Origin of the sequence: Holdemania massiliensis (genome assembly GCF_022440805.1) — a bacterium.
GTDB lineage: Bacteria > Bacillota_I > Bacilli_A > Erysipelotrichales > Erysipelotrichaceae > Holdemania > Holdemania massiliensis_A.
The window spans coordinates 1379810-1405211 of sequence record NZ_JAKNTK010000001.1 but is presented as its reverse complement, the minus strand read 5'-3'; the positions used below and the strand labels follow the sequence as shown (position 1 = coordinate 1405211).

At 48.9% G+C, this 25402-nt stretch carries 19 protein-coding genes; 5 read left to right on the top strand and 14 right to left on the bottom strand.

Annotated features, from left to right (window positions below; genetic code table 11):
* Nucleotides 1-277: 277 nt before the first annotated feature.
* A complete protein-coding gene (locus MCG46_RS06240) occupies nt 278-2149 on the bottom strand; it encodes a serine hydrolase domain-containing protein (protein WP_240278660.1) in 1872 nt (623 codons plus the stop codon).
* 135 nt (nt 2150-2284) lie between these two features.
* Nucleotides 2285-3073, bottom strand: a complete 789-nt coding sequence (locus MCG46_RS06235; RefSeq protein ID WP_240278658.1) for a ZIP family metal transporter — start codon at nt 3071-3073, stop codon at nt 2285-2287.
* Nucleotides 3074-3267: 194 nt separating this feature from the next.
* Here MCG46_RS06235 and MCG46_RS06230 point away from each other — a divergent pair, with 194 nt between their 5' ends.
* The 3 genes from MCG46_RS06230 (at nt 3268) to MCG46_RS06220 (ending at nt 6804) form a co-directional block, all read left to right on the top strand.
* Nucleotides 3268-4275 carry an acyltransferase family protein gene (locus MCG46_RS06230; protein ID WP_020226282.1) on the top strand — a complete coding sequence of 336 codons (1008 nt, stop codon included), beginning with the start codon at nt 3268-3270 and terminating at the stop codon, nt 4273-4275.
* A gap of 170 nt (nt 4276-4445) precedes the next feature.
* Nucleotides 4446-5450, top strand: coding sequence for a phosphodiester glycosidase family protein (locus MCG46_RS06225; protein WP_020226283.1), 1005 nt, complete (start codon nt 4446-4448; stop codon nt 5448-5450).
* Between the two features lie 13 nt (nt 5451-5463).
* Nucleotides 5464-6804, top strand: a complete 1341-nt coding sequence (locus tag MCG46_RS06220; protein WP_240278656.1) for a hypothetical protein — start codon at nt 5464-5466, stop codon at nt 6802-6804.
* A 109-nt stretch (nt 6805-6913) separates the two neighbouring features.
* On the opposite strand, the gene MCG46_RS06215 is transcribed toward MCG46_RS06220, so the two are convergent.
* Both MCG46_RS06215 and MCG46_RS06210 read right to left on the bottom strand, forming a co-directional pair.
* A complete protein-coding gene (locus MCG46_RS06215) occupies nt 6914-7489 on the bottom strand; it encodes a PduL/EutD family phosphate acyltransferase (protein ID WP_020226285.1) in 576 nt (191 codons plus the stop codon).
* A 66-nt stretch (nt 7490-7555) separates the two neighbouring features.
* A complete protein-coding gene (locus MCG46_RS06210) occupies nt 7556-8938 on the bottom strand; it encodes an NAD(P)/FAD-dependent oxidoreductase (RefSeq protein ID WP_240278654.1) in 1383 nt (460 codons plus the stop codon).
* Nucleotides 8939-9049: 111 nt separating this feature from the next.
* Here MCG46_RS06210 and MCG46_RS06205 point away from each other — a divergent pair, with 111 nt between their 5' ends.
* Nucleotides 9050-9811: an alpha/beta hydrolase gene (locus tag MCG46_RS06205; protein ID WP_240278652.1), complete on the top strand. Its 762-nt coding sequence runs from the start codon at nt 9050-9052 to the stop codon at nt 9809-9811.
* A 158-nt stretch (nt 9812-9969) separates the two neighbouring features.
* Complete coding sequence (locus tag MCG46_RS06200; protein WP_240278649.1) at nt 9970-11490, top strand: arylsulfotransferase family protein; 1521 nt, start codon at nt 9970-9972, stop codon at nt 11488-11490.
* 91 nt (nt 11491-11581) lie between these two features.
* On the opposite strand, the gene MCG46_RS06195 is transcribed toward MCG46_RS06200, so the two are convergent.
* The 10 genes from MCG46_RS06195 to MCG46_RS06150 are packed head-to-tail and all read right to left on the bottom strand — an operon-like array spanning nt 11582 to nt 25393.
* Nucleotides 11582-13678: a LamG-like jellyroll fold domain-containing protein gene (locus MCG46_RS06195; protein ID WP_240278646.1), complete on the bottom strand. Its 2097-nt coding sequence runs from the start codon at nt 13676-13678 to the stop codon at nt 11582-11584.
* Nucleotides 13675-15219 (bottom strand): polysaccharide biosynthesis C-terminal domain-containing protein, encoded by a 1545-nt coding sequence (locus MCG46_RS06190; protein WP_240278645.1) that lies wholly within the window; start codon nt 15217-15219, stop codon nt 13675-13677. The genes MCG46_RS06195 and MCG46_RS06190 overlap by 4 nt, the downstream gene beginning before the upstream one ends.
* Before the next feature lie 14 nt (nt 15220-15233).
* Nucleotides 15234-16193, bottom strand: a complete 960-nt coding sequence (locus MCG46_RS06185; protein ID WP_240278643.1) for a glycosyltransferase family 2 protein — start codon at nt 16191-16193, stop codon at nt 15234-15236.
* Nucleotides 16178-18748: a YfhO family protein gene (locus MCG46_RS06180; RefSeq protein ID WP_240278641.1), complete on the bottom strand. Its 2571-nt coding sequence runs from the start codon at nt 18746-18748 to the stop codon at nt 16178-16180. Before MCG46_RS06180 ends, MCG46_RS06185 begins: the two co-directional genes overlap by 16 nt.
* A gap of 4 nt (nt 18749-18752) precedes the next feature.
* Entirely contained in the window at nt 18753-19775 is a 1023-nt protein-coding gene (locus MCG46_RS06175; protein ID WP_240278639.1) for a glycosyltransferase family 2 protein, read from the bottom strand.
* Nucleotides 19776-19809: 34 nt separating this feature from the next.
* Entirely contained in the window at nt 19810-20787 is a 978-nt protein-coding gene (locus MCG46_RS06170; protein ID WP_020226294.1) for a glycosyltransferase family 2 protein, read from the bottom strand.
* Entirely contained in the window at nt 20780-22234 is a 1455-nt protein-coding gene (locus MCG46_RS06165) for a polysaccharide biosynthesis C-terminal domain-containing protein (protein ID WP_240278637.1), read from the bottom strand. Before MCG46_RS06165 ends, MCG46_RS06170 begins: the two co-directional genes overlap by 8 nt.
* A gap of 49 nt (nt 22235-22283) precedes the next feature.
* A complete protein-coding gene (glf, locus tag MCG46_RS06160; protein ID WP_240278635.1) occupies nt 22284-23459 on the bottom strand; it encodes a UDP-galactopyranose mutase in 1176 nt (391 codons plus the stop codon).
* Between the two features lie 12 nt (nt 23460-23471).
* On the bottom strand, nt 23472-24494 hold the full coding sequence (gene rfbB, locus MCG46_RS06155) for a dTDP-glucose 4,6-dehydratase (protein WP_240278634.1): 1023 nt from the start codon (nt 24492-24494) through the stop codon (nt 23472-23474).
* Nucleotides 24491-25393 (bottom strand): NAD-dependent epimerase/dehydratase family protein, encoded by a 903-nt coding sequence (locus MCG46_RS06150; RefSeq protein WP_240278632.1) that lies wholly within the window; start codon nt 25391-25393, stop codon nt 24491-24493. The genes rfbB and MCG46_RS06150 overlap by 4 nt, the downstream gene beginning before the upstream one ends.
* Nucleotides 25394-25402: the final 9 nt, after the last annotated feature.

Below are 25402 nucleotides of genomic sequence, written 5' to 3'. Positions count from 1 at the left end.
TAGAACAGTGCAGCCCGATTTTCGGGCTGTATTTTCTTTTTCCGCAGATCGGCCGCATTGACTTTTTAAACAGCCTGACCTTCGCTCCCCTTCTTCCTGTTCCCGTTTTCCAAAACCTGTTTTGACAGCATCATATTTCATTTTCATTGAAGAAGCTGAACCTTATTTTTATCTTCTGAGGATTCCTCCGTTTCTCTTTCTGGCCGCTTTCCGCTTCCGCGTTTCCAACAAAAAAGCGAGCAGAGAAGAAGAGCCTTCCCTGCTGCGCTTGTCCGCTTTAGATCAAAAGCAGATAACCGCTTTCTGCGGGTTTGAGTTGTTCGTCGGTCAGCGTATCCCCGACAACGTTGAGATCCTTGTCCAGAAGCATGATCCGCCGGCCTTCCGGAACGCTCAATGTCCCGTCAAACGGCTGATCCAAGCGGAAAGTCTGCGGCTGATCCGCAAAAGCCTGCCCCTGGTAAGCCGGCAGCGTATCCGTGCGCTGGTAACGATAGGAAGCCACTTCGCACAGCTCGGCCTCCCCCTGTGTAAAGAAGTAAGGATCAATCAAATCACGGCTGCCGTTGCAGGGGGTGCGCAGAAAACCACGCCCGCGATTTTCCCCAGCTGGAATAAAGCTGCCGTCAAATCCGCCGCTGTACACATCGCTGCCCTGACGGCCGCTGAACGAAGCGACAAGAATGCCTTCAAAGTCCGGCAAGGCTTCCAGACTGAAACCCGTCATGATCTCTCCGATGACTAAATCCTCCGGCGTTGGATTCACAACAACATAGCGATGATTTAAGCGCTGCTTCCAGGTTTCACTTAACGGGGCAAACGCTTTTGCCTTCATCGCCACCGGATAGCATACGCCGTTCATCTCGCTCATCAAATATTCATCGCCTTGAGCTTCGGCAAAGAAATAACTGACCTTTTCATTGGCAATCCAGCACTGGCCATCGTAGCGCAGATAGGATTCCCATGGGTAAGGCTGACCTTTTAACGGGGTATCCTGGAAGTGGGCAATCGCCCCCTGCATGGCCACGGTTGCAATCGCGCTGGGCATCAGATAGACGCCGCTGTACGCTGTCATTGCTTCCGCCGGAATTGGCTGCGCCCGCTTATAGATTGAAATCCCTTTATGCTGTAAGAGCCATTGCGCCAGAATGTGCAGCGCTGCCTGGGTCACATCGATCTTGCAGTCATGCGTTTCACTGATCGCCAGCACCGCTTTGTATTGGGGAATGACGATCAGCTGGGACGTAAACTGGAAGCTGTTGCCGCCCTTGCGCAGCACGCCTTCCCCCAGATCAAAATCAGGATCACTGAAGCAGACCGTATCCCAGCCTAAACCATAGGCCGGACTCTTCTGATCCTGGGCTAAGAAGGAAACACCCTGCGGCTTAGCCATTTCCTGCTTGCTGGCTTCGGAGAGAATCGGATTCTCGGATAAAAACAGCTGGCCGAATTTGCACAGGTCGATCATCGATGTCGTCAATCCCCCAGCGCCTTCCACCAATAACAATTCAGCGGGTTTGGCTTTTTCATGAACTAACGGAAAATCCGGATTGCGGTCCTCAATCGTCCGCGTGGAATCCGCCTGAATCGGACCGGTGATGTTTTCCCGCAGAAAATCACTGTACCGCTGTCCGCTGACACGGGCGACGACGATCTCAGCCAGGGTGAACCCGTCGTTGCAGTAAACCGAATATTCCCCCGGTTTGGCTTTGAGATGACTGTTCGCCAGATAGTTCAGCACTTCTTCATCATAGTCGCGTTCCGTTAAAGCCGTTACAGAAAAGCCTTTCCACTGAGTTCCCGGCAGACCGCTGGCATGGTTTAACAGATGCCGCACGGTGATCTTTTTATAATCTTCATCCAGCATTGTAAATTCCGGCACGTACTCCACGACCGGTGTATCCAAGTCGATCAATCCGCGCTGAACCAGCACCATCACTGCCGCCGTACAATAGATTTTGGAAACCGATGCCACATTGTAGGTACAACGCTCATCCGCCTTGATTTGTTGAGGCTGATCCTGCCAGCCTAATGCATCGGCCGCAACCAGTTCGCCATCTACCTGTAGGGCATAGGACACAGACGTATAATCCTTGGCCAGCGTCATTTTTAAAAAGTCTGAGGTTCTCTTACTCCATTCGCAATCCATATCTTCCACTCCTTATTTTTGTTCATTATACCGCACATCATAAAGAAAAAACACAGGGAAAGGCGGATTCCCGCGATTCCTTGTGTCCCGGATTCTAAAAATAATTGAGCTTGATCGCGGATATCCAGATTCCGCTTACCCCAAGGCGATGTCCAGAATCATCATGATCAGAAAGCCGACCATAAACCCGATCGTGCCGATGTGAGTATGTTCCCCCAGATGGGCTTCCGGAATCAGTTCCTCCACGACGACAAAGATCATCGCACCGGCCGCAAAGGAAAGCAGCCACGGCATTAAACCGGCGATCTGCGAGGCTGCCAAAACAGTCAGAATTCCGAAGATCGGTTCAACGATTCCGGATAAACTGCCGTACAGAAATGCTTTAAACCGGCTGAAGCCCTCTTGTCTGAGCGGTAGGGAAATCGCTGCGCCTTCCGGAAAATTTTGAATCCCGATGCCAATCGCCAGCGCCATCGCCGCTGACATCAAAGCTGGATCCTGATGCTGAGCGGCCATCGCAAAAGCCAGGCCGACCGCCATGCCCTCGGGAATGTTGTGCAGCGTCACCGCCGAGACCAGCAGCGTTGTCTTTTTCCAGTTGCTGCTCAAGCCCTCCGGCTGTTTCTGTTCCAGATGCAGATGCGGAAGCAGATGATCCAGGGCAAACAGAAAGACGCCGCCGGCCACAAAGCCGATCGCTGCCGGAACCCAACCGATCAACCCCATCGCTTCCGCCTCGCTGATCGCCGGAATTAATAACGACCAAACCGAAGCTGCCACCATGACCCCGGCGGCAAAGCCAAGAAAGCTTTTTTGGATATTCCCTTTGATTTCATTTTTAAAGAAGAAGACGACGGCTGCGCCGGCAGAAGTTAACAGAAAGGTAAAGCCGGTGCCCAAAGCCGCGTAAGCTACTGCGTTCATAAGTGATCCTCCTGATTGTTAGTTTCATTTAACTTTATAAACTTATTGTAGAGTAGGGAGCGATGAAAGTCAATTTGGACGCTTCTTTTGGCTTCAATTCTTTCATCTTTCTTTCAGAGCGAAGGGTTTTCTTCCCACGTGATTCTTAAATGTGGTATCCTATTGAAAACAGAGTAAACTAAAGGAGCGATACCATGACCTCTGCCAAAACCCAACAATATCACGCTGTGGATGTGATGAAATTTGTCTGCGCCTTTCTCGTCATCGTTGTCCACACTTACCCCTTTTATGAAGTCTGGCCGGATTTAGGTTTTGTCACAAGCAATATATTAGGAAGAATCGTCATTCCGTTTTTCTTTATCTCGGCCGGTTATTTCATGCAGATCGGGCGCTGTCATAAGGATGAAAATTACTTCCGCAGTTATATTAAGCGGCTGATCAAGCTGTATCTGATCTGGAGTGTGATTTATATTCCGTTTGGGATGCACAAGCTGGGCAATATGATGGAAATCAGCGGAGCTTTGTGGCTGGCAGCCTTGCCGATCGCTTTGTTCAATATCGGAACCTACTTTCATCTGTGGTATATGTCAGCGCTGATTTTTGCGATGGTTTTCTGTCATCTGTTTTTAAAGAAATTTTCAATGAAGGCTTTGTTGATCCTGGGCGGTCTCTTATTTTTAATCGGATTGGTTGAAACCTATCATGGCTTAATCACCAACGAAATTCTGCTGCAGTCGGTCAACACCTACTTTTTACTGATGTTTACGACCCGCAACGGTTTGTTTTTCGGCGTGCTGTTTGTCGCGATGGGCATGGCCCTGGCTGATCTGAACCAGACGAAGACCCTTCGCCATCCCTTTATCAAAGCGGCTGTAGCCTTCGTTTTATTAGTCGCAGAAGCCTTCACTGTCCGGCATTTTCACTGGGCTTTGGATTACAACATGTACTTGATGACGGTTCCGTTTATCTTGTATTGGTTTGCCGGACTGCTGCAAACGCAGTTAAACTGGAAGCTGAATTTCAAAGCGCTGCGTGAAGCCAGCACCGTGATTTATTTCTGTCATGCGATGTTTTTGGAATTGGGTGAAATCTTACTGGGTTCTTTGTATTTAAACAACGGCGCCGTACGGTTTTTCTTTGTCTTTCCGCTGACGATGATCCTGACGGTCATCATCCGCAAATGGCTGCCCTTTCTGAAATGAGCCGTTCCTTACAAAAGTGTTCGTTGAATCGATACTTTTTTCTATGACAATTTCTCGCTTTTATACTATAATGATACACGAACCTATTAAAAAGCTTGATCTGAGCCAAATTATAAACTTTCCTCAGATCAATTAATCTAAAATACCAGCAGATAGAAAGGTGGGATTGGGTGGCAAAGCGCAAGCGAAACCGCACGCGGAAAATCAAACCCTTTACGATTTTACAGAAAACCTATATGATCGCCGCGGTTTTCATTCTCGTCGGTCTGATGACCGTCTACGGTGCAGCGATGATCGTGCTGAAAGGCCCTTCGGTCACCGTCAGCAACCTGCTTACGAGCACGATGATGGAGACCCGGACGTTAAAAAGTGTTGCCCGGCTGTTTTTTTCGGAAGAGGAAATGGAAACGATCATGAACCGCAACTCTGTCAGTGATACCGATGAAATCACGGATTCCGAAACGGATTTTGTCATTGACGAAAGCAAAAAAGATAAAATCGAGATTATTGATATCAAAGGTCCGACGTATGAGGGAAAATTGATGATCGTCTACGATCCGTCGCGCATCCATCTGGCCGTCAATTCGGATTTGGGCAATGCCAACGAAGGCTACTTCGTCGAAGAATACGTCAAGGCCAACGATGCCATCGGCGGCATCAATGCCGGGGGCTTCGATGATCCCAACGGTCAGGGAACCGGCGGAATTCCTTACGGCATCGTCATTCAGGATGGCGAGCTGGTCAGCGGCGGACTGGATGATTACAATTCCGTCATCGGATTTAATGAACAGAATAAGCTGATCGTCGGCAACATGACCGGACGGCAGGCGCTCGAGTACGGCCTGCGCGATGCGGTGACGTTCAAGCCGATCTTTATCGTCAACTATGTTCCGGTTGAAGTCACAGGCACCGGCGGCGGGGTCAATCCGCGCACGGTGATCGGCCAGCGGGAAGACGGAGCTGTGCTGCTGCTGGTCATCGACGGACGGCAGACAACGAGTCTGGGAGCTTCATATTCTGACTGCATTGACATCATGACGCAATACGGAGCGATGAACGCCGCGAATCTTGACGGCGGGTCTTCGTCGGTCATGGTCTATGACGGCAAGATTATCAACAACGTGGTTTCCATGAACGGCGACCGCAAGGTTCCGACCGCCTTTATCGTGAAATAACAGGAGGGCCTGCATGAGCAACAACGAAGAACAAAAAAAACCGGCCGCGGCGAAAAAGCAGAAGCCGGCAGACAGCGGGACTTCCAAACGTCCTGCCCGTACTGCCAAAGCGGATCAGCCGGTGAAAAAGAAGAAGAAAAAGACGGAAGCGGTGCTGCATCACAGCCCGGAAGGACATACCGGCGGCAAACAGGAAACTACCGATCTGTGGCATCTATCCGTCGAGCGTATTCGCGAGGCTTCCGAGCGGGAGAGAAGGAAGATCAATTCTTCCAATCAGCAGTTTCTCTATTTTTTGCTTAAACTGTTTCTAGTCCTAATGATCTTGGGCAGCGCCGTTCTGTTTCTGACCTGGAAAGTGCTGGAAAATTACGAGAAGAGTACACCGAACGGAGCGATGAGCAGTTACGTGCATCTGCTTCAGGCGGAAAATTACGATAAAATCTATGAGAAATCTACGATTATCTTTACTCAGTTCAATGAAAAAGAACCGTACATCGAATATCTGAAATCCATCTACGAAGGCGTCGATTTGAAAAAAGCGGTGTTCTCAAAAAAAGCTTATTCCAACGATACATTTTTATATTATGACATGATGGTGGACCGGCAGAAAATCGCAACGCTGGAACTGATCTACAACGAAGATGAAAAACAATGGAATGTCCGGACGGTAACGGATGCGCGCAACTTCTACATTGAAGTCTTTGGCGATGCCCAGGTCTATGTCAACGGAATCCGCCTGAATGAAAACTACATCACCGAACGCAATGTCAGCTCGGAAGCGTATTCCAACCTCTTCGATCTGAACCAGGCACCGCTGGTCACCCGTTATCACATTGACAATCTGGTCGGAATTCCCACGGTCACCACGCAGGATGACGCTCAGTACAGCGTCGTCAAGGATGCGCTGCAGGACTGCTTCTATATTGCCGATCGGCCAGGCGGAGCCATGGAAGAGGTCATGCGGACGCGGATCCGTGATACGGCCATGACCTATGCGAAATATATCTCAGAAGATACGCGCTTCTCTGACCTGCAGCAGTATTTATACCGCCGCACGGATTATTACAAAGCGATTTCCAGCTTTGTGAACCGCTACTTCTCGACGCATGATTCCTATCGTTTTGACAACATGCACATCAGTGATTTGATCAGCTATGGGGAAGAAGTCGGCTTTACCGGAACGATTTCGTTTGATTATGTCGTGACGATCGAAGGTGAGAAATCCCAAACCTATTCCAATACCTACCAGATGACCTTCCTCAACGTCAGCGGCAAATGGCTTTGCAGCAACCTGGTGATTGCCAACCAAAGTCAGCCGGTAACTGAGGAGATCGAAGCGGAAACGGAATAATCCCAACAAAAGTCAGCCGGGGAATCCCGGTTTTCTTTTTGGTTTTTTTACGCAAAATAAAAAAGCGGACAGTGCCGCTTTCTTATCAACTGAATTTGTTGAACTAAACTTATTTAATGATTTCGCCCATTGCGGAACCAGAGATGGCTGCGGCATTGGCTTCATCCGTATCAATATGCATCGCTAAAGCATATTTCTCAGAAACGCGGACAACCGTATCGCCGAAGGTCAGGCTGCGGCCATCCGTATCAATCTTCACAGAAACAATCTGGCCGTTTGTGACGCCAAACTTTTCCGCATCCGCCGGTGTCATGTGAACATGCCGTTTCGCAGCGATGACACCTTTCGTGATTTCAATGGAACCGGCTGGACCGATGATCGTTACACCCTGTGTTCCTTCAATATCGCCGGACTCCCGGATCATGGCTTTTACGCCCACCGTACGGGCATCCGTCAAAGACAGCTCAACCTGGGTTTCAGGACGGGTTGGTCCCAGAACGGACAGCTTCATTTCGCCGCGTTCTCCCTTGATTGTTACCTTTTCATTCGAAGCGAACTGACCTGGCTGGGACAGCTCTTTCTTTACAGTTAATTTGTATCCTGGACCGAACAAAGCTTCAACGTCGGCATCGCTCAAATGGATGTGACGGGCAGAAACTTCAACTAATACTTTTTCTTCTGACATAATTTTACTCCCTCTTTCTTTCATGTTCATTATAGTCAATTTCATAAGCTTCGGCAATGGAATTGATTATTTTTTGGTCAAAATTTCGCCGATGATTAATCCATTGGCCGCCGCTTGGGACAGCGACCGGGTAAAGCCTGCGCCATCGCCCAAAGCATAGATTCCCGGGCAGTCTTTGATTTCAAAGTTGACACAGTCCGGGCGGGCGGAATAATACTTGCATTCCACGCCGTACAGCAGCGTATCATAGTTAGCGGTCCCCGGCGCCACCTTATCCAGAGCGTGCAGCGTTTCAATGATATTGTCCAGCTGACGCTTCGGCATGCACAGGCTTAAATCACCTGGCACAGCGTTGAGGGTCGGACGGACCGTCGACTGCTTCAGCCGCTTTTCATCCGTCCGCCGGCCGCTTTCCAGATCGCCTAAGCGCTGAACAAGCACGCTGCCGCCGGAAATCTTATTTGCCAGCGAAGCGACGTAACGGGCATAATCAATCGGATCGTTAAACGGTTCGGTGAAGCGGATCGTGCAGAGCAGCGCAAAGTTGGAATTGTCAGTCTTGCGTTCCAGTTCCTTATAGGCGTGGCCATTAACCGTCAAAACTCCGTCGGTATTCTCAGTCACGACTAGGCCGCGCTCGTTAAAACAGAACATCCGCGTCGTATCCCCATAGGCTTTTGACCGGTACAGAATTTTAGGCTCATAGATTTTCTTGGAGAAATGCTCCCATACCATCGCCGGCAATTCAACCCGCACGCCGATATCGACCTGATTATTGGCGCAGGCCACGCCGTTGCGCTTGCACCAATCGAGAAAAACCCGGCTGCCGGCGCGGCCGACCGCAAAGACGATTTTCTCTCCCTTGACACTGTACTGTTGCCCGCGATGCGTAAAAAAGACTTCGTGCGTCTGCTTATTCACATCCGTGACCGTACACAGCGTTTCAATCTGGACGCGCTGCTTTAAGTCATCGACCAGATTCTGCATCGTTTTTAAGTTGGCGTCTGTTCCCAAATGCTTTAACTGTGCCTGCTGCATATGCAGATCGTAGCGCAGGCAGAGCTGTTTCAGCTCATCATTGGGCACAAAACGTTCCTTTTGCGCCCCAAAGTGCATCAGCACCTGATCTGCCTGTTCGATATAATCCATGACTTTGGCGGGTTCCATAAATTCCGGCAGCCATCCGCCGTATTCGGTGGAAATGATATACTTGCCGTCCGAGAATGCCCCCGCGCCGGCAATTCCCTCCATGACTGCGCATGGCTCACATTTCAAACATTTTTCGGCCTTGCCTGAAATGATCGGACACTGGCGGTGTTCCAAATCCAGTCCTCGTTCCAGAAGCAGAACCGACGCTTTTGGATCCCGTTCGGCAATGCGGTAAGCGCACATTAATCCGCCAATGCCGCCGCCGATGATCACGACATCATATTTGTTGTTACAATTCAAACCCTGATTCCTGCCTTTCTGTATTGACCTTTTCCCGCTCTCCATTTTAGCACAAAAAAGCAGGATTCCCAACGTTTGTATGATATAATAGGAAAAATTGGAGGAAAGAAAATGATTCTTGAAAAACAGCTGAAAGGAACACGCGCTAAGCGTCCGGTGATCATCTTCCTGCATGGCTTTGGTAGAAAACGGACAGGTGAGCTGGAGGCTTTCCAACAAGCGTTTGAGAATGATTATGAGATCATCATGCCGGAGCTTTTTGATCCAGAGGACCAGAAGGATTCCAATGGGATTTTATGGGCGAACCGGGCCCTGCATGTCGTTGAAAAAGAATTGCTCAAACAGCGCCGGGTCATTCTGGGCGGGTTCTCAATGGGCGGTGTCATCGCCAGCTGGATCGCGTCGATGCTTCCGGTGGAGAAGCTGATTCTGATCGCACCGGCCTTCGATCTGATCAATCTGAAGAATACCGGCAATATTCTGACCTCGCTGATCACTCACTTCACCCATCTGGAATCACCGCAGGAAATCGCCAATTTTAATGGTCTGCCGGCAAACTTTTTTCAGACGCTGATCGACGTTGTCGTACAGTTTCGGCCCTATGCTTCCCGCTTATCCTGTCCCGTGCTCTTGATTCATGGTTCCCAAGACGGCATCGTTTCACCGCAAAGCTCAAAGATTGCCTTCTCCCGCATGCCTTCCGCTCAAAAACAGATGTTTGTGATTGAAAACGGACATCACGTCATGTTTGAAGATGAAGGTGTCTGTCCGGAAGTTCTGGCTTTGATCCAATTGTATCTGAACGATCAGATCGTCATCCGGAATGAGGAAGTCTTGGAAGAACAACCAGCCCAAGAAGAAAAATCAGAATGAACCTGAAATCTGATCATTCAAACGTGAGCGTCGTCTTCGTTTGCTGAAATCAGATTTTTTTCTGTTTTAATTTATTGCGAAATTATTACAATTCAATGACAAATTTCACACAATCTTCATAAATTTAAATTATACTTCTTCCCATGAGGTGAATGGAAATGAAATTTGATCGATCTTTTTGGCTGCGGATTCTGCCTTGGGGACTGTTTGGCGCGGCCTTGATTTTCTTGGCTGTTCAGGGTTTTTCCCCGGAAGAAGCAGCTGGCTGTGCCGTAAGTATCAGTGCCGACGGCACTCATATCGGAGATTTGTTAACAACGAGTGATTTGGAAATTCAGATCAACGGTTTGCCGCTGACCATGGACCTTTCCGAAACGGCGCCGCTGGTTGCACCGTTGTCCTTGAGCCGGGAAACAGCCAATATTCTGACCTGGACTTCCAGTGACAGAAATCTGCAGATCAGCTGGAATGGTCAGAAGCTGACCTCTCCCGCCGCGATTGAAGTGGAAGCCCTCAGTCCGCAGCAATCCTCCGTTCTGACGATCCGCAAAGGCAATTGTCAGCGCAATGTCACCGTGCAGCTGCTTCCAGACAGTTTCCCGACAGTGCAGTTTACGGGTCACAGCACAAGTGCCGGTGATTATTATGGGGATCTGATGAATGATGACGGGGATTCTTATATCTTTAAAATGGATAACGACGGACAGCTGTTGTATTACTACCGCGGTTTTTATAATAAGAGCGGTTCGGTAATGAATTTCCAAAAGCATGAATTAGACGGTGTCGTCACTTATTCCTTCTTTGAACCTTCGGCCGATATTTCCGATCATTTGTTGTATATGGGCGTACAGTATGGTCACATCAATCTTCTCGATGATCAGTATCAGCTGATTCAGCAGATAGAACTCTTGCCTTCTGAACATCTGCCCGCAGGCGGGATGTGTGAGAACCACGAGTTTCTGATGCTCGGTGAAAACCATTATCTGCTTACCGGTTCTGTCGATCAGAACCTATGGGTTTCCAGTGAACAGCGTTATGTTCGGGTAAAAGCAGCCTTGATCCAGGAAATTCTAAACGGTGAGGTCATCTTTGAATGGTGCAGCAGCGATCATCCGGCCTTGTTGAGACAGTCGGTAGAAAACAATGATTATACCAATACCAATGATACCTATTACGCTGCGGATTATGCGCATATCAACAGTCTGTGCGTAGATCCGAATGACGGCAATCTGATCGCCTCCTTCCGTAATCTGGATGCAGTCTTAAAGATTGATCGGCAAAGCGGGGAAATTATCTGGACACTGGGCGGTTTGGGGGATGATTTCGGGCTGGAGGAAGAGCAGCTTTTCTCCCGTCAGCATTATGCCAAGCTGACGGATGAGGGAACTTTGCTTCTGTTTGATAATGGCAATGCCCAGGAACAGACGCGGATTCTGGAATTTCAGTTAAACGAGAAAAATCAATCGGTGATCACATGGAAGGAAATGATGGTCGATGGAAAATATTCCTTTGCGACCGGCTCGGTGATGAAAACCGAAGCTAACACCTACGTCATCGGCTGGGGCACGGGCAGCGTACATTCGCTGATGAGTGAGATTGACTTTGACACCCGCGAAGTTGTGGCGGAGATGATTCCGGCCTATGGTCAATATAGCTACCGTGTGGTGAAGTTCCAGTAATGGACTGAGATAAGCGAAACAGAAAAGACGGGAATGCGTTGCCGGAAGGAGATTCCGGAACTGATTCCCGTCTTTTTGATGTGATCATGATCTAATTTTGAGATGGAGCTTCGATTACTTCAGGCTCAGAAACAGCGTCTTCAGCCGGCGGATAGGCTTCCAGCAGCCGCTGCAGTTCCTTTTCTGTCAGCGGGGTGGCAGAACCATGCCGGACGTCTTCATTGGGCAAAGTATATTCCGATTCATCCAGCCAGCGCAGATCACTGTTTTCTCCCAGCGTTGAAAACTGAGCGACGTGGAAGGTTCCATAAGGATAATAGTCTTCATACAGGTAGAAGGAATCTTCTCCATTCACCGGGAACACAAACGGGCCTTCCATAAACCGCAGCGGAAACAGGAATTTTTGATCATAGGCTTCGCCGAACAAGTTGGATAACACATCTGTGGAAGCGTAATAAATGGTCTGCGCGGCTTTGCGTTCATCTTTGTAAAACAGCCAGTACTTTCCCTGCGCCTGCAGGACAGTTCCGTCGATCACCGTATAGCCTGGCTTAAAGAAATTGCCCGGATAACTGTAATGCTCAAAATCCTGCGTCGCAACATAATACAATGCACTCTCATCCTTTTCCGTCGGATCCGAAAAATAGATGTAATATAAGTCCTGTTCGGGATCATAGCTCATTTCCGGCGCCCAGGCGCGGGTTCCGCTCATCTTAAGGAATGGATCCCATAATGAAACGGAAACAAGCTGATGATCGGTAAATGTCACCAGATCAGTACTGCGCCAGAGATAGATATCCGGATTGTCAAAGCCTTCGGTAGCCAGTACCACAAAATCACCGGATTTATCCCGTCCGATAAACGGATCGCGGATACGGCCGTTGCCCAATTCAGACGTCAGCACCGGCTGACCTTGATTGAGATCTGTCCAATGCAGGCCATCACGGCTGTAAGCCAATTTGCCACGCTCCTCACCCAGCTCTCCGTTAAAATAAGAAAGCACATAGCCGGTAAACTCGTCCAGCACCACAATGTCGCGTTCGATGGTTGCGCTGAGTTGTTCCTGATGGAGGGTTACCCGCAGCCTTGCCTTTACTTTCTCGGCTGCCTCTGTTTTGATGATCCGATTCTCCTGCAGCTCGATTCCGCCGCTCAGTACCGTCCATTCCAGTTCAGATCCGTTGGCCGCCGTGACAGGCAGCACATCATGCTCATTCATCAAGGTCTGAAAATCGTTGTTGACCGCGATTTGATCACGCTTTAACCGCGTTTTTGGGGAATCCGCGAGTACCTGAAAGACAAAATCCTTGGTAAAGGTCTGTCCCTGATGCTCCACACGGGCAGTAATCGTCACCGTCTGATCCCCCTGAGCCGTTGTCGGTTGAGTCAGTTTGCCCTGATCCGTAATAAATTCCGGCTTATCGCTGGTCCAGCTGAAATACAAATCCCGATACGGATTTTCACCAAACCAGAGATTACCTGTTAAATCATCCATATTGCTGAAATGGAAGGTATCCAGTACGGCTTTCGGATAGAACCGGTCAAATTCAGTGGCCACTTCCTCCGCCGTCCAGGCTTGATTGATAATCTGAAAATCCTGGAACGACCCTTCCGCCTGCGGGTCATTGTAAATCAGACTCTTGCCTAGGATCAGCTCCTCGCTGCGCAGCTGTTTGACCTGCTTGGCGACATGGCCAGATGCGGTTTGCTGCCCATTGAGATATAAGGTCACCATATTGCCTTCCTGTGTCAATACGATGTGATTATAAATTCCTGTTTCTACCGTGGCTTCCTGATCTGAAATGACACGGTAAGCTTGATTTCCGGATTGGATGGAATAGTTCAGTCCGCAGCGATCTCCGGTGGGATTGCCGGAGGTCGCCAGCTGCATCACATGCCGGTCGTCCCGACCCATCGAAAGTAAGGTGGTCCATTCAAAATTGGCTTCCGGTTTAAACCAGAAAGAAATTGTAAAGCTCTTGGAATTACGCAGAATCTTGGACTGCATGCGATGTTCGGTATCTTTGTCAAGACGATAGGCCTGAGCGTCAATGCCTTCCTCACTGAATAAAGCCGGATCCTTGGGGGCATAGGTTTCCATTTGATCCTGAATCAACGTCGTGCGGCAGCCGCATAACAATCCCGCAAGCAGGCAAAAGCCGCACAGCCACTGAATGATTTTTTTCATGCCTGCACCTCTTTACTCTGATTCATCTTGTGCCGGATTAAACGCCATCCGCGCTGAATCAGCTTGCGGAAGGAAGCATAGGAGAACCAGTAAACAATCGTAAACACCACAAACACAATCATACCCAGAACGACGCAGCCGATCAGAAAATGCAGAGTTGATGAGGTGACAAACGCCTGCTGCGTCTGCCAACCAGCATAGGCTGCCGCTCCGATCAGGATCGCCACTGCCAGGCGGGAGAACACCATCTTATAGTAACGCAGCGGATTTAACCGGAATACTTTTTTATAAACCAAAACCGGATTATACAAGAAATCCACGGTCCAGTTGGTCAGCATCGTCGCGGCCAAAACCCCCGCAATCCCCAAAGGCTGAATCAAGGCGATCGACAGCACAACCTTGGAAATTGCCAGCAGGTAAGCGTTGTTTTTGGCATCCTTAAACAGGCCGTTGGCATCACGGCAGATGATGATCGGCTCGCGCATCGTCATGTAGAAAATATTGATCGCAAATAAGAAGGCGATCAGGAGAGTCACCGAATATTCCGGCCGCATCTTCATCCAGATCAGTACGAATCGGCCGATCACCACAAAGATACAGACGCCGATGATCGAAGCGATGTAAACCGCAAAGTTGAAAAACTCAGTAAACACGCTGTAGGAATCTGCACCGGAGTCGTTGAACAGATTGCCGAAGCTGTTGATCGGCGAAGTGATCGCGGAATTGATAATCTTCGATACCGATTCCGTCAGATAACTGTACGAACCATAAACGCTGGTCATCGTATAACCCATGAAAAAGGTGATGACCAGATTATCGGTATTGTTGGTAGCCAACGTCGATAAACGCTGAATAATCGTATATTTTGCGTTCTTCTGAAAGGCATCATCATAGGCCAGCTGCTTGTTTTCCTTCAGCCACGGATAGTTTTTCAAGGCGATCCGGCGGGCGATGAAATTGGCGATGAACACCTGCAGACCTTCGATGAGGAAGATATAAACATACGGCAGCTTCAGCAGGATGACCCCGACCATCAAGACCATCCGCAAAATCGCAATCGTCTGAATCCAGATATTGATTTTGTACTCCTTTTGATCGGCGATGATGACAAAATTTGGTCCCATCAGAAAGTAAGACAGACCAAAAGGAACACAAAGGATCAAAAACATCGTGACCGTTTCACCATAGCCCAACGGGGACTGGGCAAACATCGGGAATAACAGCGCTGTAAGCGCACCGACGATCAGCACCGCCATGCCGGTAAAGCGGAATACCTTGACCGCACCGTTATAAATCGACAGCACTTTGCCGCGGTCATCTTCGGCCAGCGGCTTAAACAACAGCTGGCGGAAAGCCAGCGAATAGCTCAGCTCAAAGACGTTCAGAAAGGTGATCACATTCATGATCGTCAGCTGCAGGCCGTTGAGGTCGCTGCCGTACAGATCGATGAACATCCGTACCTTGATAAATCCGAAAATCGGAAGAGCCACGCTGGTGATCAGACTCACCAAGAAATTGTAAAATGAATATTTTGTGCGCATAAGCTCCTCCTTTCTTAATGAATCACTCGCTTATAGAACGGCAGCGTCAGACTGCCGAAGGTTTTTAAAAACAGCTGATCCTTCCATCCCAGATTTTGGATGTACGGATTCTTTTTCCAGTCAGGATAAAACTGATGCATGACGGCGTCGCTCATCGTTTTCAGTTCTTTGGTTAACGGCGAGCGCAGAAAGCGAAACATGCCGTACAGCCGCAGATGCTCAATATGTAAATATTCCAGTTCATCGTGATATTGTTCGCTGCATCCCATCGCTGCGAACTGATCACGGACCTGCTTCATCACCGGAAAGATTTCCTTCAGCCGCTCACTTTGGGTCACCGACATAATTGAGCCTTCGCGCTGGCGGTAATGAATCCGCGCGGCATGTTGGATCCCAATCTTCTGACATTGGGCGAAAATCGGCATCGTCACCGGGATATCCTCATACCAGGTCCCGATTGGATAGCGAAACTGCTGCTTCGTGAAGAAATCAGCGCGATAGAGTTTGTTCCAGGCAAACATCGGCGACAGAAAGGCTTGTTTGATCGGACTGTCAAAGGCATGCGGATTCAGGCCTGGCATGATCCAGGACGGCTGTCCGTTTTCATAAAAGTATTCGATGTCGCTGACCACTACATCCGCGCCCTGTTTCATCACGTCTGCCATTTGGGCATAATAATCCGGATCCGCCCAGTCGTCGCTGTCTAAGAAAGCAATCCACTCGCCTTCCGCTTTGTCCATCGCAAAGTTGCGGGCATCGGACAGGCCGCCGTTAGGCTTATTCAGCTGCGCAAACAGGCCAGGAAAACGCCGGACATAGTCGGCGATGATCTGGGGTGAGGTATCGGTCGAGCCGTCATTCACCACCAGAACCTGTAAATTCGGATAGGTTTGGGCTGCCAGCGAATCCAGACATTCCGGCAAATATTTTTCCACGTTGTAAACGGGAACAATGACAGTTATTTTCGGTTCCACAGCGATCCTCCTGTTTCATGCAATAAGTATATCATAAACCACTCCCGGCAGTTCGTTTTTTTTCGTATGTGAAGCAAGCTGACGAAAGCCATCAGACCGCCTGCCGCGCTCACTGCCAATCCCAGCGTCAACCCCCGCGGCCAGAAATGCAGGGTGATTTCATGGGTCCCCGCCGTCAGCGGCAATGCAATAAACGTGTTTTGAAAGACTGTGATCGGCACTGACTTGCCGTCGATTTCAGCCTTCCAGCCTTTGACAAACGGGATCGTTGTCAGCAGCTTCTGCCCTGCTTCAGCCTCAACCTGCATCGTGATCGTTGAACCGCGGATCTCGATGGCTTTCGCGCCTTGTTTCTGAACCTGCGCCGTCCAGTTCGCCAGCGCCGACAGATCGAGCGAGAATACCTCAGCCTTGCTCAACCGCAGTAATTCATCGCGGACGACCAGCTGAACGAGAATATCCTCACCGGGAGCATACGCGCCAAGGTACTGAGCACCGGCATTGTAGCCGGTATGATCATCTCGCCCGTAGTTCTGATTGATCCACAGCTGATACCACGTTTCATCCGTTTCATAGGGCAGCTGCAGGTAGAGCGGATCTTCCCCGTTCAGGGACTGTGTGTAAATCGCAATTGAAGTTTCCGCATCAGGACGCCGAGCCACGACTAACGGCGAACTGCTCAATTCATCGCCATCCCAGACAAACAAATCAGGATCCTTCAGCGGAGTGAAGATCGGCTCTGCGCCGCACAGCCGCGCCAGTTCATTCTGTGCTAAAATTGTCGTCGTCTGCGGAATCAGGGCATCACCATGATCTTCAATCACAAACCCCAGCGGCAGCGCATACGGATTTTCGAGAATTTCAAAGGTGGATGTTTCAGCGATTTTCGAGTAGTGATCGGCCTGCGTCTGAACATGAATTTCGCCTTTTTCCCGCAAGAGATAACGAAGGCCGAGAAACGCGTCGAGAAACAGCGTCGTGCCCTGGTAAGTGCTGCCAAACATCCGATGGCTGACGCCGTAGTGTTCAAGGAAATCGCTGACTTTTTTATCATAGGTCGACGAATAGTGAGAAATACCCGGATAGTTATAGCCCAAACCTTCATTCTGGTTGCGCATCGACAGATTTTCGATGCGATAGCCGGACACAGGCTCAAAACTAGCTAAAGCTTCCTGCACCTCGCTCTGATAATCCAGAACTTCCTGAGCTGAAGCATATCCATCATAGACGTTATCGTGATCCAAAGAACGGAAGGCCGCCGTACAGGACAGTGCCAATTCCCCGACTACAACTACCGCCAAAACTTTCTGGAATCCATAAACAAGCAGTGCTGTGATCACCATAAGAAGTCCTGCCACGGCCAGTTTCACCGGCAGCGTTATCGTCGTATTGCAGGCTAACAGAATCAGACTGAGCGCGCTGCCCCAAAGCAGCGACCACTGATCCCGGCTTTCCCAAACCTGTGCCGCTGTTGCAATCAGCCAAAAGACGATCACAAAGCTGAATCGAGATGGAAAACCATAGGGCATGGAAAGAAAATGCCACAGTTTATATAACGGTGTAATCAGCACTGAGGCGGCAAACAACAGCAGCATCAGGGCATCCACAACTTTTTTCCGCTTTGATCGGGATCGTTGAAAAAACGAAGAGAGCACTAGAATCAGACAAAGCAGTCCGGCATAATCAAACGTGATTTCCTGCCCCAACGTAACTGCCGGGACAAACGGAAAGGCATTGTTCAGCCCAATCAAGCGCTCCACACTGAATGAAGGCAAAACCTGCGCTGGCTGAACAAGGCGGTTATTGATCACAGAGAGAAAGCTTGGAATTAACAGCCAGCCATTGCAGGCTAAACCGATTCCCATCCCCAAAATGCCTTTTTTCAGCACGGTTAAAAAGGGAATCGTCGGTTTCTCGCTGAAATAGCGCGCCAAAACAAACAGGCAGGCAAACATCAGTCCCATCAGCGCGGTGTAATAATTGGAAAAGACGCTGACCGCCACCGCCAAGGTAAACAGCTTCGCCGATTTCCCCTGCAGAATCCGCTCAGCTCCCCATAGCAAGACCGGCAGCCAAACTAAACCATCCAGCCACATCACGCATTGAGAATAGGCGATCGCCGTCCCGCTGAAGGCATAACCCAGCGCAAGCAGACCGTGAATGCGGCGCTGACCAAAGCGTTGATCGAGATAGATCAGCATAGTCATGCAGCACAAACTCAGTTTGATCAGTGTTACCCCGCTGATGGACAGCAGAATAGCCTCTTGAGGCAGCAGGGCAAAAAGCAGCTGCAGAGGACTGGAACAGTAATAGGAAAAAATCGGAATGAAGCTGCTGCCCATCCCCGCAGCCGATGCATAAGTCAGGCTGTTTTGTCCGGTGACAATGGTATGCAGATACTTGAAGTATTCCACATACTGAATGTTCAGATCATTGATCAGCAGGGAACGTCCGCCAAAAGGAACAAAGCCCAGAACGGCGAAAATCCCGCACAGAAGGACGAACGTACCCAGAAAAGCGAGAAGCGGCCGGCGGCTTATTTTCAGTCCGCGCATTCCGCTACTCCTTGACGAAGGACTTCACCCAGCTGCGATAAACCGGATGCGAAAGGAAGGAGGTCAAGACAAGTTTATCCTTCAGCCGTTCCCGATCTCCGGTGTAGCCAAAGCGATCCATCCCCTGCAGAATAGCCGAGCGATGCGGCATCAGTTTTTCCACTAAGCCATACAGAACTTCCGCATGCGCCTGTTTTTCTTCCGTCGTGCCCTTGATTCGGCGCAGCTGATAGAAGGAGAATTTATAAGCCTCGAAAATCCGATAATAAAACAGACTCGGCACCTCCGAACAGTTTTTTGCCTGATCCAGTATCGTGGAAAAGACCTGAGCGTGCGCGTCGATCACCTGCGGTTTCAGATCGGTCATCGTGTTGCCGGCCCGGTCGATCAGATAATATGCCAACGCTTTATCTGTATACACCACTTTTTCAGCATTCAACAGACTGATATAAAACAACAGATTGTCGGTGTAGCCGATTTTATGCGGAAACTGAATCTTCTCAGCTAAGCTGCGGCGGTACAGTTTGGCATGCGGCGAGGGATCAATAAAGAAGAGATTCTCAAATTCATCGGTTCCCTTACGATAACTGTGACCGGACTGCAGGGTTGTAAACTTGGTGTTGTAGGCTGGATCATAGGTCTGTTCATCACTGTCAGAATAAATAAAATTCTTACTGCCGATCACCAGATCGGCCTGATGGGCATCGGCCAGACCAACCAACGTTTCCAACGCGTTGTCGGCAAGATAATCATCCGGATCACAGACCAGAAAATACTCCGAATCCAATCGGGCAATCGCCATTTCCAGAACTGAACCGTATCCACCGTTTTCCTTGCGGATCGCCACGACTTTCTCTGGATAGGCTGCGGCATAACGATCAATGATCGGCTGTTCGTTTTTCGGCGAACCGTCGTTAACAGCGTAGATGACATAGTCGGAATAGGTCTGGCGCAGCAGGGAATCCAGACACTTGGCAACATATTCCTCCACATTATAAATGGGTACGATGATGGTAACTTTACTCATAGTCAGCTTCTCCTTTATTTCATGGTTCAAGGGCTTAGCGACGAAGCAGGCTGCGGGTGCGCAGATAGGCTTTCAGTGCCTGCGGACGCATGTAGATCCAGTCATTTTTCTGGCGGTTGATCGGATACCGGCATTCCGGATAATCCGGGAACTGGGTATGAATGAAGGCAAAACAGGCGTCAATGTATTCATCGACCAGCTTTCGGTCTTTCACAGTTCGGGTTTTCTTTAGATTTTCAATAATGTTGACGCAGGCTAGGTATTTGAGTTCTTCATAATATTGATCAAAAACCCCTTCTTCACGATAATAGTTCATCGTTTCCTCAGCCATGTTCAGAATATGATAGGCCTTCTTGTTAAACGACTGAGTGATATTGCCTGGCCGGTCAGCCAAGTAATCATACAGCGGCTCATTGACGAAGGCAATGGATTTGGCTTTCAGCAACAGCTTGTACGTCGTTCCCAGATCCTCATACAGATAACCGACTGGATAGGTGATGTTATTTTCCTGAAACAGGGAAAGCCGGTACATCTTGTTCCAGGCCGCATTGAGAATGCGGGTGATCATCTCCGGATTTTCCTTTAGGGTATAGGTTTTCTCATCGCTGTAGCGGTTGGCGATGACTTCTTTCGTCTTGGTTTTCATAAAGTATTGATAGACGTCAAAAATGACCAGATCCGCCCCCGTTTCATCGAGCTTGGCGGACGCTTTTTCCAGTGCCTGCGGCTCAAGAAAATCGTCTGAGTCGACAAACACGATATAAGGCGACGTGGCAAACTTCATGCCGTAGTTGCGGGCATCTGACAGTCCGCCGTTGGTCTTTTCCAGCACTTGAATGCGGGAATCCCGGTTTTTATAAATGTAAAGCAGTTCGTTGGAATGATCCGTTGAGCCATCGTCCACGCATAGAATCTCAATATCCTGCAGGGTCTGATGGATTAAGGAATCCAGACATTTTTCAAGATAATCCTCGACGTTATAGACGGGTACAACAACGCTGACTTTACTCATGAGCGGCTTCTCCTTTACGATGATTTAGCACTTTGCGGATCAAGTTCATATGGAAATCGTCCTTCATCAATGTCAGCAGGCCAAAATAGACGATTACGCCGGCAGCGATCTGAATGAGGTTGGTCGTAAATCGCGGCCCCATCGCCTCACCGATAAAATGAACAGGAAGCATCATGACCAGTGACGCAATGACATATTTTGTCACTTCCTGGATCCGGAAGCCGAGATTCAGCTGTCCCCGAATCGAGAGCCATTGCGTAAACGTCACCATAAACTCAGCGATGACGGAACCGGTAATCGCGCCAAACGCCCCGAGCTTTGGCATCAGCAGAGCGTTCAGACAGAAATTCGTCACGGCCCCGATGATGACTGAACGGGTATATTCCTTCGTTCTTCCCACCGGCAAGAGATACTGCGTGCCAAACACATTGCTTAAGGAAATAAACAGGATGATCGGTGTCGTGAAGATGATCAACGGTGTTACGATCTGATAGGTTTCATCCAAAAACCATCCAATAAAATACGGGATCAGCGAAATAATGCCAGCAATCATCGGAATCGCCAGATACAGCGCCATGCGTAGCGTCGTGCGCAGAAACCGCAGCACTTCCTCATCCTGTCCTTTGGCATGAATGTTGGCGATGCGCGGCAGCATCACACTGCCAATCGACGTGATAAAGAACAGAAACATTTTAATGAACCGCTGGGCCTGGTTGTAAAAACTGACATGGCTGACATCGGCATACAGATATCCCAGCATGGAGACGTCCAGCATCGTATATACACTGGTCGCAATCTGCGGAATGAACAGCATCAGATTGGGTTTAAAATGCTTTAGGACATCTTTGAAGTGAATCGGCGTCCACCGGACATATTGTTTCAGCTGCGTCCACATGATCAGCTGGCCTAAGACCCCGGAACCGGCGTTGATAATGATGAACAAGCCGAGATCAGAAGGCTTTTTGACAAACGCAAAAATCAAAATGATACCCAAGATCTTCACGATCATGTTGCGGATCGAAGCGGTTTTAAAATCCTCCACGCCATAGAAAAACCACGTGATATCGAGCGCTACTGACAACAGTGAAATCGTTTGAATTGTGGCGTACAGCCGCACGTTATCGCCAACGGTAAACAAGTAGAGGAAATAGACGAGCGTCGAAGCGCACATGCTTAAAAACTGCATCGTAAAGATTTCAAAGAAAGTCTTTGACATCTTGATCTGATCGTCCCGCACACGCGCGATTTCACGGTTGCCATAAATGGAAACGCCCATGATGCCAAACAGCACGAACCACTGTACATTGCTTCCCGTCCAATCGCTGATTCCCAGCATCGTCGCCCCCAGCGTTCGGGTCACATACGGTACGGTAATCATCGGCGCCAAGACGACTAGGAGCTGATATAAAATATTATAGAAATAGTTTTGTAATATCTTTTTATCCATAAAATCACCTTTATTTAGTATACCATGAATAGAAGAAAACTGCGAATTGTTATCGCAGTTTCCCTGAATTAAACATTTGCAGCGCTTTGGCGACAATGGCATCCATGTTGTAGTACTGATACTCAGCCAAACGGCCCAACAGATGCAGATTGTCGATACCGCGGATCAAGTCGCAATAGGCTTGGTACTGTTTCCGGCATTCTTCCTGCGCAATTGGATAGTACGGAATATTCCCTTTTTCCGCATCGTGGTGATAGGTCAGTGGGTATTCAACCGCAATCGTTGTCGCTTCCGGTTGTTGGTCAGCCGGCATCAACAGCTTGTACTCCGTAATCCGGGTGAACGCATTTTGTTCTGCCGGAGTTGGATAGTTGACAGTTGCCGCCTCCTGATAGGTCTGAGAGTGGCTTTGAAGATCAAATTCCAGGGAACGATAAGGCAGCTCACCTAATGGATAATCAAGCAGATCGTCAATCGCTCCGGTGAAAATCACCGGTCCGTCAAACACTTCGCCTTCAAACAGAATCTGCTTTTTATCGAGATCAACCTGCAGACAGGACTTGGCATCGGTATTCAAACGGACTTCAATTTTCTCGTTTTTCAGCATATTTTCAAAGATACCGGTAAATCCATGGGCCGGCATCATCTGGTAGGTATCCTGGAAATATCGATCATCATACGAAATATGCACGGGCACACGGCCGGTCACCGCCGGATCGATTTCCTCCGGGGTCTGTCCCCATTGCTTCATCGTGTAATACTTAAAAACATGTTCATAGATGTATTCAGCCAATTCATTGATTTCTGGATTGGCATTGGCCCGCAGCTGCAGGATCGGTACTTTCTTCTCCATCCCGTATTCGTTGATTAACAGCGTCTTTAAACGATCCGCCTTTTCCTTTGGGAAAGAGCGTTCAATCGTCGTCAGATTAAAGGGAATGGGGGCAACGATGCCATTGATGTGTCCGAGGACGCGATGCTGGTAAGGATACCAGTCGGTAAACTGCGACAGGTAATCCACCACCTCTTTGGAGTTGGTATGGAAGATATGCGGTCCATATTCATGGCGGCGAACGCCGTTTTCATCAATATAGTCATACATGTTGCCGCCAAGATGTGCCCGTTTTTCCAAGACGAGCACGCGCTTGCCCGCGGCATTGGCAAAGCGTTCCGCCGCGACAGCGCCGGCAAAGCCTGCGCCGATAACAATTACTTCTGGTTTCATTCCGTTCTCCTTTTACGGTCTGTCCTTATACATCATTTGATAGTAGTTCTGGTACTCACCCTGAAGGATATGTTCCCACCATTCACGATGGGTCAGATACCAGTCGATTGTCTGGGGAATCCCGGTTTCAAAGGTATACTTTGGTTTCCAGCCCAGTTCTGTCTCAATCTTTGTCGGATCCATCGCATAGCGCAGATCATGTCCTGGACGATCCTTAACAAAGTGAATCAGAGATTCAGGTTTATTCAGTGCGGCAAGAATGGTCTTGACCACTTCCAGATTCGTTTTTTCATTGTGACCGCCGATGTTATACACTTCACCATCGCGTCCCTTGCGCAGAATCAGATCAATGGCCGTACAGTGATCGTAAACATGCAGCCAATCGCGGACGTTCATTCCATCGCCATACACCGGCAGACTTTCATCGGCCAGCGCCCGGCTGATCATCAGCGGAATCAGTTTTTCTGGGAAATGGTAAGGTCCATAATTATTGGAACAGCGGGAAATCGTCACCGGCAGCTTGAACGTGCGGTGATACGCTTGGACTAACAGATCGGCACCAGCTTTGGCAGCGCTGTAAGGGCTGGATGTATGAATGGGCGTTTCTTCAGTAAAGAACAGGTCTGGACGATCTAATGGCAGATCTCCATATACTTCATCCGTCGATACCTGATGATAGCGCTGAATTCCATACTTACGGCAGGCATCCATCAAAACCTGGGTTCCGATGATATTGGTTGTGATAAAGACTTCCGGATCTTCCACGGAGCGGTCAACATGCGTTTCTGCCGCAAAGTTGACGACCATATCGAACTTTTCTTCGGCAAACAGCTGATCAATGAATTCCCGATCCCGGATATCGCCTTTCACAAATTTGAAATTCGGCTTATTCATAATCGGTTCCAATGTTTCCAAATTTCCGGCATAAGTCAAAAGATCCAAGACGACAATCTGATCTTCTGGGTAAGTATTAATCATGTAATGAGCGAAATTGCCGCCGATGAATCCGGCTCCGCCTGTAACTAAGAATTTCATGAATGAGTTCTCCCTTGTTCGTTTTTTATTCGTTCAATTTCTTTTTGAATTCCATCCTGCAGCGACGTCTGAATTGTAAAGCCAGTCAGTCGTTTCAGTTTTTCAATATTGAGCACAATCTGATCCACAACCGGCACTTCGCTGTTGACGTGATGAACCTCGATCGCCTGCCCGGTCTTTTCCTGGACTTCATCCAGAATTTCAGTCAGACTGGTCGCGGTTTGTGAAGCCACATTCACCACTTCGTTGGCAACTTCATGTTCCAAAAGCAGTTGGATTGCCTGAGCGAAGTCTTCGATATAAATGTAGTCTCGACTGCTGTGCGGGGAAGCCCACATTTCAAAAGCTTCATGATTCAGTGCCTTTTCAATCAGAATTGGGATAACACCTTGCTTCTTATCCGTTGTCTGATGTCCGCCATAGGGATTCGCTAAGCGCAGGATCAGATAAGGCAGACCTGAATTGCGAATGACTTGTTCACAGCGAGTCTTGCTTCGAGCATAGAGTGTAATCGGATGCAATGGGGCTTCTTCACAAATCGGCTCAGAAGCGTTGCCGTATACCGTACCTCCAGAGGACATAAAGATAAACAGCTTCGCTCCGCGTTGTTTTAACTGATCCAGTAAAAATGCATATTTTTCTTCCACGCCAAGCAGCGTTTTCTCTTCATCTTCACTGCGGGCATTGTTGGCAAGCAGGGAAATGGTATCAATGACAACCGCGTCTTGAAAATCGACTTGATCGAGATCCTCAGCTGAAAAAGCATTGATTTCTTTGAAATGGCTGCACAACGGCGTATAGGGACTGGGCAAGCCGATGACTTGCGTATCCGCTTCTGCACTGAGCAGTGAAGCAAGATTATAGCCTAAATAGCCGCAGCCTAATAGTATGATTTTCATCGCGACTCC